At 29.2% G+C, this 12140-nt stretch carries 9 protein-coding genes and 1 other RNA gene; 4 read left to right on the top strand and 6 right to left on the bottom strand.

Annotation, left to right across the window (positions count from 1 at the left end):
• Nucleotides 1–36 precede the first annotated feature (36 nt).
• Nucleotides 37–134, top strand: an RNA gene (gene ffs, locus L8W40_RS05640) — signal recognition particle sRNA small type.
• 3 nt (nt 135–137) lie between these two features.
• Here ffs and L8W40_RS05635 read toward each other — a convergent pair.
• The 4 genes from L8W40_RS05635 to L8W40_RS05620 all read right to left on the bottom strand — a co-directional run bounded on the left by L8W40_RS05635 (nt 138) and on the right by L8W40_RS05620 (nt 5032).
• Nucleotides 138–1361 (bottom strand): HD domain-containing protein, encoded by a 1224-nt coding sequence (locus tag L8W40_RS05635; RefSeq protein WP_263664894.1) that lies wholly within the window; start codon nt 1359–1361, stop codon nt 138–140.
• 83 nt (nt 1362–1444) lie between these two features.
• The gene (locus L8W40_RS05630; RefSeq protein WP_263664893.1) at nt 1445–2425 is read right to left on the bottom strand and encodes an ABC transporter ATP-binding protein; all 981 of its coding nucleotides are present in this window, start codon (nt 2423–2425) and stop codon (nt 1445–1447) included.
• On the bottom strand, nt 2425–4008 hold the full coding sequence (locus L8W40_RS05625) for an ABC transporter permease (protein WP_263664892.1): 1584 nt from the start codon (nt 4006–4008) through the stop codon (nt 2425–2427). The genes L8W40_RS05630 and L8W40_RS05625 overlap by 1 nt, the downstream gene beginning before the upstream one ends.
• A gap of 19 nt (nt 4009–4027) precedes the next feature.
• A complete protein-coding gene (locus L8W40_RS05620; RefSeq protein WP_133319037.1) occupies nt 4028–5032 on the bottom strand; it encodes an extracellular solute-binding protein in 1005 nt (334 codons plus the stop codon).
• Nucleotides 5033–5222: 190 nt separating this feature from the next.
• Here L8W40_RS05620 and cgb point away from each other — a divergent pair, with 190 nt between their 5' ends.
• Nucleotides 5223–5651 carry a single-domain globin Cgb gene (gene cgb, locus L8W40_RS05615; RefSeq protein WP_133319038.1) on the top strand — a complete coding sequence of 143 codons (429 nt, stop codon included), beginning with the start codon at nt 5223–5225 and terminating at the stop codon, nt 5649–5651.
• A gap of 24 nt (nt 5652–5675) precedes the next feature.
• Here cgb and L8W40_RS05610 read toward each other — a convergent pair whose 3' ends face one another.
• A complete protein-coding gene (locus L8W40_RS05610) occupies nt 5676–6149 on the bottom strand; it encodes a GlcG/HbpS family heme-binding protein (RefSeq protein ID WP_133319039.1) in 474 nt (157 codons plus the stop codon).
• Nucleotides 6150–6158: 9 nt separating this feature from the next.
• Nucleotides 6159–7787 carry a multidrug ABC transporter permease/ATP-binding protein gene (locus L8W40_RS05605; RefSeq protein ID WP_263664891.1) on the bottom strand — a complete coding sequence of 543 codons (1629 nt, stop codon included), beginning with the start codon at nt 7785–7787 and terminating at the stop codon, nt 6159–6161.
• Between the two features lie 164 nt (nt 7788–7951).
• Between L8W40_RS05605 and L8W40_RS05600 the strand changes: the two genes are divergently transcribed.
• Nucleotides 7952–11578, top strand: a complete 3627-nt coding sequence (locus L8W40_RS05600; RefSeq protein ID WP_263664890.1) for a filamentous hemagglutinin N-terminal domain-containing protein — start codon at nt 7952–7954, stop codon at nt 11576–11578.
• Nucleotides 11579–11588: 10 nt separating this feature from the next.
• On the top strand, nt 11589–12140 hold a 552-nt coding region (locus L8W40_RS05595), incomplete at its 3' end, for a POTRA domain-containing protein (protein WP_318529484.1).

The raw sequence follows: 12140 nt of genomic DNA, 5'->3' as shown, positions 1-12140 counted from the left end.
TTTTAAGATATTTTAAGATATTATTTCAACTGCCTTCTCTTAGACCTGTGCAATGCTATTTTTAAGCACCGCTTCAGGGTGGGAACACAGCAGAGCACTTAGACTTAGTGTGTGCCGCAGTCATCTGGGGGAGGGTTTTAAAGTTTAAAATACCCTTTAATATCCTCACAAATTCTAAAGAAATTTACCCCATTAATAGTCGGATTTGTTTTAAAATACTCATACATTCCCACAAAACCGCTTTCAAGCTCTTTAGACTTTACTCCATAGCTAATCGATAAAGCCGCTTCTATAAAAGCTGCTAGCTTATCACAATACTTCAAAGCCTTTCCATCAATAGCCTTAAAACGATCCTCATTAACCGCATCCAAACTACCGCTATAAACACTTGGCTTGTTATTAAAAATACGATTTTCAAATTCATTTTTTACAAAGGCACTTTCTTCATTTTGTCCTTCTCTAATACCAAGTATATAACTAAATTCTTCTCTAAAAGATAGTGGTATAAAAGGTAAAATTTTCTCATTAATAAGTTTCATTTCATACTCATTGATGATTTCATTTAAACCATCTATGCCATATTTTACCGGAGAGATGATATCTCTAGTTAAACTTTCGGGTAAATCATGAAACAAAGCACAATAAAAATTGCTTTCTATCCTACCATCGCATGCTTTTACTTCTAAAGAATAAAAATAAGACAAAATAGCTACCACAAGCATATGTCCTAAAACCGCAGTTTCTGGAATCCTTGGAGTTTGTGCCCATCTTTTTTGAAAACGCAAGCGTCCGCTTAGATCGATTATTTTAGAAATTTTTCGATTAAGGGCTATTTTTCTTGCGCCAATTAACTCATAATAATCTTCTAATTCTTCTTCAACCTTAGCCTTAATCTCATCAATATCACTTAAAAATGAACTAGTTTGATAAACTATATTAAACTCCCACCTTGTCGCAAAATACGAAGCAGCTTTTAAAACAAGCCTTTCTTTCACATAATCTTTACCTTGCAAAAAAAGCTCATAGCGTTTTAAAAACTCACCATTTTCTATATCTTGAATCATTGGTGCGATTTTACTTAACACCCAAGCACTTACTTGCTCATTTTTTGCACGCGTTATCTCATGATACACATCAGGGCGTATATCAGTCACTACCACCCTACTTAAAAACTCAAAAATTCCTGCTTCTATGATAAAACGCATATTGACATCTTTTTCCATTTTAGCAATGAAATAAGCAATGATAAATTTATGTGCTTGTTTATCAAGCTCAACTAAATTTGTCATTCTAGGATAATCATTCCACCTTGATATAGAAGCAGCTTTAAAAATATGCTCTATCAATTCTACACTAATCATTTATTTCCTTTTTTTGCTGTGATTTTACTTTATTTTATAATCTTTAGCAAATTTTAGATATATTTGAAAATGAATTAGAGTAATTAAAAGCTTTCTATATCACTTAACTTAAGATAAACCTCATCATTTTTACTAAGCTCTTTATGATGATAAATACTAAAAATATGTCCTTCCAAACTCACGCCTAGCTCATAAAAATCCCCATAAAACACACATTCTAAAACGCTAGCCTTTAAAGGAGTTTGTGAAGTTGAAATTTGTATATCATTAGGGCGTAAAATGCCATTTTTACTTTGTAAATATGCTTTAAAATTCTCATCTAAAATTGTATTTGGATCTATAAAAAATGCTTCACCCAAAAAACAAGCACTATCTATATTTTTAGGCTTACAAAAAAGCTCTTTAGCACTTCCATAGTCTAAAATTTTCCCATCCTTAATCAAAGCGATATTGTCTGATAAATAAAAAGCATCGTCTTTATCATGCGTAACAAAAATAGCACTAAGCTTATGCTCTTTTAAAATATTTTTGATTTCTTTGCGCATTTTAACACTTAAAGTGTGATTTAAATTTGAAAAAGGTTCATCAAAAAGTATGATTTTTGGTCTTGCAACTATGGTTCTTGCTAATGCTACTCTTTGAGCTTGCCCACCGCTTAGCTCATTTGGATAACGTTTTAAAAGTGTATTTAAATTTAAAATTTCCAAAACCTCATCAAGCCTTTGTTTTTGCTCGTTTTTACCTAAAGAGCTTATACCAAAGCATATATTTTCTTCTACATTTAAGTGCGGAAACAAAGCATAATCTTGAAACAAAACCCCCACATCACGCTCTTGTGGGGCTAAATACATACTCTTAGAAGCAACTAGTTTATCCCCTATATAAATACTACCATCATTGATTTCAAAAAAACCCGCTATACAACCAAGCAAAGAACTCTTACCACAGCCACTTTCTCCCAAAATACTGACAATCTCGCCTTCTTTTAAGCTCAAAGAAATTCCTTTTAAAACTTCTGTTTTTCCAAAAGATTTGTAAAGATTGTCAATTTTTAAGATTTCCATTATTGTCCTTTTTGGTTGTTTTTATTTTGCAAATAATGCATTAAAAATGTAGGGATAATCCCAAATAACACTATAATCAAAGATGGCAAAGAAACATTATAAATTAACTCATTTTCACTATAAGCAAATACAAGCGATGAAAGCGTTTGAAAACCTGAAGGTGAAAGTATAGTTGAAATAGGTAATTCTTTTAAAATATCCACACAAATAATCACCACAGCCAAAGCTAAATAATGCTTCATCAAAGGAAAATGAATTTGAGTGAAAATTTTAAGTGGTTTTGATTTTAAGGTTAAATTTGCATAGTCTATATTTTTAGAAATTCTCTCATAGCCTGATTGGGTTGCAAAAATTCCAGAAGCTAAAAATCTCACAAAGTATCCAAAAAATAGCACTAAAAATCCACCACCTATGGCATACTCAAAAGATAAAAGATCAAAAATATAATTTAACACACCCAAAATCACTAAAATTCCCACAGCTACCACAGCTCCAGGTAAAGAATACCCCAAAGTCGTAAGCCAAAGGATGATTTTAGAAGCTTTTGTATCATTTAAACGCACCACAAAACATAAATAAAATGCCACTCCCACAATAGCAAAAGAACTCACCAAAGCCACACTAAGACTATAAAATGCAGGTGTTAAGACATTGCTTAAATTTTGCATAAAATCAAACCCAACCCAATAAACAAGCCACATAATAGGCACGACAAAGGCTAAAAATGCCACTAAAAAGCACCATAAAAAGGCTAAAAATGCCTTTAAGCCTTTTAACTCATCTTTTGGAGTAGGTAAAAACACATTTTGATTAAAGCCTTTTTTACCTCTTTGAATTTTTTCTAAAAGCATTAAAAATGCGATAAACACAAGTAAAGCCACGCTTAAAGCCACAGCACTGACTTCATCGCCACCACTTCCCCATGTTCTAAAAATTCCTGCACTAAAAGTATCTACGCCAAAATACGCCACCAAACCATAATCACTCAAAACCTCCATAGCCACCAACAGCAAAGCACCCACTATACCCACACGACAAAATGGTAAAATCACTTTAAAAAATGTTTTTAAATTAGAAGCCTTAAGTGTTTTGGCACTTAAAATGATATTTCCAAGTCCATAAGCAAAGGTATTTTTAGCAAAAAAATACACATAAGGATAAAGAGCAAAAGATAAAATCACAATCACGCCATATGCATTCATGATATCTATACGCTTATCAACACCTAAAAGCGTGGGAATTAAGCCTTGAAATTCAAACAAATCAATCCAAACAAAACCCATTACATAAGAAGGTATAGCCAAAGGTAAAATCAAAAACCATTCAAAAAATTTCGAGCCAAAAAATTTATAAAAAGCTATCAAATAAGCACTAATTAATCCTATAATCAAACACAACACTAAAGTCCCAAACAATATAAAAGCACTACCAAAAATATACCTTGGTAAGACATTTCTACTCAAATGTTTTAAGGTATTAATATCTATAAAAGGAAGGTGTAAGATAATAGCAAGTATAGGCAGTATGATTAAACTACAGAAAAAAAAGGTGGCAAAAGACCACCTTAAACTTAAAAATTTCAAATTTTATTTTTCCTTAAAATTATTTCCATTGAACTTCATCAAAAATCATTAAAGCTTCTTTAGCATTACCCCAATAAGCTTCGAAATTTGGCTTTTCTACTTTAAACTCGCCCCAAGATTGTAAAATTTTAGCAGGTTTTACTTCTTTATTTACTGGATACTCATAGTTTTGGTTTGTTAAAATTTCTTGTGCTTCTTTTGAAAGCATAAACTCGATAAATTTAACCGCAGCTTCTTTATTTTTAGAAGTTTTTAAAACACCTATACCACTTACATTGATATGTGTTCCTCTATCATCTTGGTTTGGAAAAATCACTTTTACTGAATTTGCAGCTTCAACATCTTTAGGATTTTTTGAATTTGCTAAATGTCCTAGATAATAACTATTTGATATAGCCACATCGCCTTCTTTTGCATAGATTGCACGAATTTGATCACGATCCCCACCTTTTGGAGTGCGTGCAAGATTATTTGCTATGCCTTGTGCCCATTCTTTTGCTTTTTCTTTGCCCAAAGTATCTATCATAGCACTTAACAAAGAAATATTATAAACATTATTTGAACTTCTTACTAAAACCTTACCTTTAAATTTAGGATCAGTTAAATCTTCATAAGTTTTAATCTCTCCATCTTTAATTCTATCTTTAGAAGCGATGATGATTCTTGCTCTTGTTGTAAAAGCATACCATTCGTTATTTTTGCCTCTTAGCTCTTTTGGAGAAAGTTTTTCTAGCTCAGGCGAGCTAACTGAAACAAAAAGATTATTTGTGCGAACTTGTTCTAAATTTCCCGCATCAGCAGTCATAAATAAATCTGCTTTTGAATTTTTACCTTCAACTTCTAATCTTTTAGCAAGCTCATTAGCCTTAGCTTGCACCACATTTACACTAATACCTGTTTTTTCTTGAAATAATTTGAAAATTCCTTTATCAGAATCATAATGACGATGAGAATAAATCGTAAGCTCTTGAGCACTTAAGCTCATAGCAGCTAGTAAAGATAGTAAAACTACTTTTGCTTTCATTTTATAAATTTCCTTAATTTTAAATTTTGAAATTGATAAGGATTATTATATTAATAATTCACTTTATATTTACTTAAATTGATATACATAATCAATTTAAAATAAAATAATACAAAATTAACATAAATCAAGATATTTTTTCTCTTATTTTTATATAATCATCAAAAATACAATATACAAAGGAGATAAAATGACACAAGAGCAAATTCAAATCATCAAAGATTGTGTACCAATTTTACAAAAAAATGGTGAAGTTTTGACAAAAGAATTTTATAAAATCATGTTTGAAGAATATCCTGAAGTAAAACCTATGTTTAATATGGAAAAACAAGCTTCAGGCGAGCAACCAAAAGCTTTAGCAATGGCTATTTTAATGGCAGCAAAAAATGTAGAAAATTTAGAAAATATGAGAAGCTTTGTTGATAAAGTAGCTATCACTCATACAAAATTAAATGTCAAAGAGGAGCATTACCCTATAGTAGGTGCTTGTCTTTTAAAGGCTATTAAAGTAGTGTTAAATGCAGATGAAACTACACTAAAAGCTTGGGAAGAAGCTTACAAAGCTATCGCACAATTTTACATAAACATTGAAAAAGAAATTTATGCAAAAGCTAAGTGACAATAGGCTTTGATTTTTCAAAGCCTATTTTAAAAACGCTATCCCCGCTTTTGCTATTTTTACATCCTCATCTAAGTGTGCTCCACCCACACCTATACCACCAACAACAACTCCATCTATAAAAATCGGTACCCCACCAGGCATAATAGAAAACTTATCATCTAAATAACGAATATCTTCAGGTATTTTACCCTCTTTTACACCTTTAAAAATAACTGCTGTTTCTCTTTTTTGCGAAGTGGCTGTGTAGGCTTTTTTATAACTAGCATTAATCGTATGCACACCTGCTTTATCATCTCTTAAAACTGCTAAAATTTGACCAGATTTATCTACTATGGTAATACTTACATGAAAGCCATTTTTTCTTGCTTCTTTCTTTGCAAGATCCAAAATCCCTTCAACCATTTGCGAAGTTAGAACAGGCTCTTTTACAAGCTCAAAAGATTTTGCCATCAAACTTACTCCTAAAAATAAACATAAAATAAATAATTTTTTCATTTTTATCCTTTAAAATTTTTCTACTGCATTTTTTGCTAGTTCTTTAATATCGCCTTTTAATTCACAAATTTGACCATTTTGTGCGAGTAAAATTCTATCAGCCATGTCAAAATATACTTCATCATGTGTTATAGCAAATATTGTAATGCCTTTTTGCTTTAAAAGTGGCAAAAGCTTAGTGTAAAAAAACTTTCTAAACATAGGATCTTGATCAGCTGCCCACTCATCTAATATTAAAATATCTCTTTTTTCAAGTAAAGCATTAAGCATAGCAAGGCGCTTTTTTTGTCCAGCCGAGAGCTTTATAGTGCTAAAAGTATTTTCCACAAGCTCTACTTTTTCATTTAGTTCTAAAATTTCAAGCCAATATGCCAAGTCCTCTTTGCTAAATTTCTCATCTTCTAAAACATGCTCAAATAAATGAAAATCACTAAAAATCGCACTAATTAAACTTCTATATTCATAAATATTTTCTGAAGTTATTTTTTCATCATCTAAAAAAATATCCCCTTTAAAGTCTATAAAAAGTCCTGCTAAAATCATAGAAAAAGTAGATTTACCACTACCATTTTTCCCTATTAAAAATACGCATTCGCGCTTTTTAAGCTCAAAATTTACAGGTTTTAGTGCAAAATTTTCATTATAAGAAAAAGATACATCTTTAAAACAAAGTTTTTGCCAAGTTTTTTTATTTTGACTAATTTTAAACTCATGAGAATAATTTTCTAAATTTAAATTTGAAATTTTATCTAAAGCGATTTTTGCCATCATAAGCGTAGGAAAACTTCCTATCATAGCTCCAAGTGGCGATCTTAAAAAAAGCACACTTAAAGCAATAGTAGTAGCACTTTGCAAACTAGCAAGTTCATAGCTTAAAGCTATATAAAACTCCACTCCTACTAAAGCTAGCATGGCGCTATTGCTCCAATTATTAGATAAGATATGTAAAATATTTCCTATAGTGGAGCTTTTTTTCTTTTTTAGAGCATTTTTTTCAAACTCGTTTTCATAATAATACTTTGCCCTTAAAGGATTTAAGGTTAATTCTTTATGCCCTTGTAAAATATTTTGATAGTTTTTTTGCAAAGCATCATCATTTTCCCTAGCATTTTTAAAATAAAAATACACCTTGCTCATCAAAAAATTATCCACCAAAAAAACACACACTATCCACACAAAACACAAAAAGAAAATTTCTAAAGAAAGATAAGCTATATAAGCACTTACACAAATAATCAAAACACTTGATTGTATGAATTCAGGAAGTCTTAAAAGTCCAAAAGAAATACTACGCACATCATTATTTAAAGAAGCCAAAATCTTTGCTCTAGTAGTATTTAAAATACTCAAAACACTTGTATCTAAAATTTGCTTTACAACCCTTCTTTGCATTTTAAAAATAAAACTTTGTCCAAACGAGCTTAAAGCAATTTCTACAAAAGAAGAACTCGCAAAAAATACAAGCAACAAAAGCACAAAATACACGATAATATTTGAGTTTTCAAGATTAGCTTTTAATAAAAATTCATTGATAAAAACTAAAGTCAATACACCTAATATACTCGTAAAAATACTAAAAAGCAAAAAAAGAATGGTTTTTAATTTGCTTTCTTTAAATAAAAAAACTAAAAATTTCATTTAATCTAAACCTTAACTCTAAAAGCAAATTATATAACAAAAATATGCATAATAAATTATTTATATTGTTTATGTTTATTTGTTTTTATTTAACTATAAATAAATTTTGTTATAATATATTTAAAAATTACATATTGATATTAATAATTATTTAAGGATAGCTGATGTCTAGTTTTTCTAACCATATTCTTTTATCTGGTATTGTTATTTCTATCTTATTTGATCAAAGTCTAGCGCTACCTAGTGGAGGTAAATTTACTCACGGGACTAGTGGAACTATAAACAGACCAAATGACAATACCTTAAATATTAATGGACATGGAACAAATTCAGTCATACAATGGGGTGGTGGCTTTAGCATAGGCAAAGGTGAAAGTGTAAATTTTAATGGAAGCAATAAAAACTACCTAAACATTGCTCATGGGACAAGTAAATCTACCATAGAAGGTGTATTAAATGCAAAAGGCAACAATGTCTTTTTAATCAATCCTAATGGAGTAATCATTACTAAAACAGGAACTATCAATGCTAATCGCTTTGTGGCTTCAACCTCATCAATAAGTTCTGATGAAATGCAAAAATTTGCAAATGGAAAAACAAACACCATACAATCACCCATTATAAAATTAGATAAAAACAATGGCAATGTAGTCAATATGGGAAATATTAACGCTGAAGAAGTTGTCTTTATAGGAAATAAAATTTTATTAAATTCAAATATTAAAAATTCAAATGATTTATTAACTAAAATCAACTCAAAAAACATCAAACTTATAGGAAACGAAATAGACATTGATGCATCAAATATAAACGCAAATTCTTTATCAAAATTAGAAGTAAGCACTAAAGAAAGAGGTTCTATATATTTAAATGCTAGTGGATATTACTACGATCCTAATTCTTTTGCAGTTTTTGATAAACTTAAACAAACTGATTTTCAAAATATAAAACATAATAATAGCTCCTTTAACATATATGATTTTGTAGGAATATCATCAGATGTTGATTGGTGGCATTTTGCCAAAGGTTGGAATGAAAATAAAAAAGATTTTAGAAATACAGCTACTGAATACAGACTAACAAATGATATAGATTTTAAAGGAAAAAACTATGCAAATTACTGTATAGAAGGATATGGTTGCACCAATATGATAGTAGGATATAAAGATCCTATTTACAATGATAATTGGGAAATTATAGAAGATAATAGCTTTTATAATAAAATTTTTGACGGACAAAATTTTGCTTTAAAAAATATATTCATAGATACAAATGTATTATCAGATTCTTTAAGATATGTTGGTATATTTGGAAATGCTAATGGTTCTGAATTTAAAAATATAATAATTGATTATAACGATAATTCTATTCTATCAAACTCAATGTATACTGGAGGTTTTGTAGGATATGCAAGTGGTGGCAGTAAATTTGAAAATATAGAATTAAAAAATATCTCTAAAATCTCTACACAAAATAAAAACAACCTCTACGCAGGAGGTTTTATAGGATATGTTAATGGTGCTAACTTTAACAAGATTGATATAAAATCAATAGGAGAAATCAGCGGTATTAGCCTTGAAAATAGATCACATATTGGAGGTTTTGTAGGTGGAATTAACAATGGAAAATTTGAAAATATAAACATATCACAAATAAATAAAATTATTAATGATAAAACAACAAAAGCAACATACACAGGTGGTTTTGCAGGAGAAGTATGGGGAGGAAAATTTAGCAATATCGATATAAGACAAATTGATGAAATTAATGGAGGTTTTGTTACAGGTGGTTTTTCAGGTAATATAGGCTATGCTGATCTTGAAAATATAAATTTAGATATAAACAACATAACCTCCACTTTTACTACTTTACGCCATACTTATGCTGGTGGATTTGTAGGAAGTATTGATTCTGGTGATACTTATTTTAAAAACATCAATGTACGCGTTAAAAATGTAAAAAGCATTAGTCAAGATAACAAAGATGGCTCGTTGGAAGAAGATTTTTTTGATACAGGAAATGCTTATGCTGGTGGGTTTGTAGGTTTTGCTAATGGAGGTGTTTTTGATAATATTAGCATAGAAGCTGAAAAAATAGAAAGCATTAATAATAACTCCATGGAAGGCACTCGTGCTGCAAGCGGTGGTTTTGCAGGAAAAATAGAAGGATATAGAAGTGATAATTTATCTCTTTCAAATATCACAATAAAAAATATTGACACTATTTCAGGTAAGATTGAAAAAGACAAAAGCGGAATGGTGAATGTTGGAGGTTTTGCAGGATGGATTCAAAAAGAAGGTAAGGGAAGTTTTTCTGACATAAGCATATATGATATAAAAAATATACAAGCTTATGGACAAAAAGACTTTGCCAATGCTGCTGGGTTTATCGGATATATTGAAGGGCGTTCAATGTTTCAAAAATTTAATTTAGATTTTAAAAATATATATTTATTTTTTGAAAATGACTCCCAAATACAATCTTTTGCAAGTGATGGTAAAAATTTAAGTGGAAAATTTATTAGTGCCTATAACGATAAAAATGTAAATTTAGCTTTTAAGAATATACATATTTATCATCATGAAAATGATTTTAATGATGTTTTTAGCGACTTAAAATTATGGAAAGATATGAAAATTAATATTCATACCTATAATGATGATAATAAAAATTTAAAATTTGAAGATTTTTTAAGTAAAGATAATACAATAGCAAGACCTATTATAGAACTACCAAAAAAACCAGATTTTTCAAATAAAATAGAAATTAATTACCCAAATATAGACAATATCATACAAGAAGAAGCCATCCTTGGTAAAGATGATTTATATGAAGATGTCATCAAAAATGAAATTCTGGCAGATCTTATCAATCAGCATTATAAAATATATATTGATGTTTTATTGGATATGTTAGCAGAAAAAGATTATAATCTAATGACAGAAGATGAAAAAGTAGATTTTGTGGCAAAATACTTCATCAAAGATACAGCAAATAATAAATCACAAGCCTTGAAAATAGTTCAAAGTTTAGATTTTATAATGGCTTATCAAAACAACGGATTAAATAATGCAAATAATGATAAATTTGAAGAAGGTGTAAAAGATTTTTATCAAAACAATATAAAATCAAATATAGACAAAACAATTGAGAAAAAAATAAGTATATTAGAAATTCTAAAAGGAGAGTTAAAAGATATAGTTTTAAATTCACAACAACTTCTAAAAGAATTGGAAAATATAAAATTACAACTTCAAATAGCAGAAAAATCTTATAATGACTATATAAAAAACAATTCTTCACTAGATCCTAATAAGCTAGCTCAATTACTTAAAAATATCAATATGCTAGAAAAACAACAAGAAACAATAGCTTCCAAATTAGGATTAGCAGAAATTAAAAATAAAATAGAATATCAACACAATAAAGGTAGTTTTTTAATAATGGGAGATTATCAATATGACTTATATAAACCTATTTTAGAAAGCATTGATCTAACACCTAGCATTCCTGTTGAACCTGATTTACCTTGGACTGATCTAACACCTAGTATTCCTAGCATTCCTACACTAGAAAACAATCAAGCAAAATCAAGTCTAAACAATAGTCAAAACTATCCTGCAATGATTAATGACAATATTGCTAATTTATTTTTATTTAATTCTTTAGGAGATGATTTAGTTAAAGATGAAATAATAATCAAAGAAATTGGGGAACTTGATATAGAAGCTCGTAAAAAAACTTGTATTGTAAGCGATGGGTTTAAAGCTATGAACCCATGTGCTAATTAAAGAAAGTTAAATGCATAAGATTATTGTTTGCACCTTAATTTTAACATGTGCTTTACGAGCTACAAATGACAATATAAAAATAATAGAATTATCCCCTGATAGAAATATACCACAAAACAAAGCTTTAAAAGAAAATTTAAAAACTGAACAAAATTATGAAAAATTTCAAGATGCTAGAGAAATCATAAATACACACCAAGAACATTATGAAAAAGAAATACTTACTCACTATAATTTTCACATCACAAACAAAGGAATTGATTTTGAAAATTTAGGAATTAAAGAAGAGGAATTACATAATCTCATATTAAATTATGAACAGAAAAAATTTAATATCCAAGATTTGCAAGATGTATCAAATATTGTTGCTTATTATTTCCAAGTTAATGGCTATCCTGCTGCAACAGTGTTTATTCCAAAACAAAATTTTGAAGATGGCAATATAGAACTAAACATTGCTTTAGGAGTATTTGGAAAACACATAATAGAAAACAAAACCTCGATCAAAGATCATTTCATAAAAGATAAATTAGATAAAAAACTTAAAGGTAGAATTATCTCC

Origin of the sequence: Campylobacter sp. IFREMER_LSEM_CL1846, assembly GCF_025772105.1 — a bacterium.
Lineage (GTDB): Bacteria > Campylobacterota > Campylobacteria > Campylobacterales > Campylobacteraceae > Campylobacter_D > Campylobacter_D lari_D.
The sequence above is the reverse complement of the archived record's forward strand: the minus strand, read 5'-3'. Positions and strand labels throughout refer to the sequence as shown.

Excerpts from the sequence above, each read along its gene's own strand:
- L8W40_RS05635 (WP_263664894.1), bottom strand. The coding sequence starts at position 1,361 with ATGATTAGTGTAGAATTGATAGAGCATATTTTTAAAGCTGCTTCTATA.
- L8W40_RS05630 (WP_263664893.1), bottom strand. The coding sequence starts at position 2,425 with ATGGAAATCTTAAAAATTGACAATCTTTACAAATCTTTTGGAAAAACA.
- L8W40_RS05620 (WP_133319037.1), bottom strand. The coding sequence starts at position 5,032 with ATGAAAGCAAAAGTAGTTTTACTATCTTTACTAGCTGCTATGAGCTTA.
- cgb (WP_133319038.1), top strand. The coding sequence starts at position 5,223 with ATGACACAAGAGCAAATTCAAATCATCAAAGATTGTGTACCAATTTTA.
- L8W40_RS05610 (WP_133319039.1), bottom strand. The coding sequence starts at position 6,149 with ATGAAAAAATTATTTATTTTATGTTTATTTTTAGGAGTAAGTTTGATG.
- L8W40_RS05605 (WP_263664891.1), bottom strand. The coding sequence starts at position 7,787 with ATGAAATTTTTAGTTTTTTTATTTAAAGAAAGCAAATTAAAAACCATT.
- L8W40_RS05600 (WP_263664890.1), top strand. The coding sequence starts at position 7,952 with ATGTCTAGTTTTTCTAACCATATTCTTTTATCTGGTATTGTTATTTCT.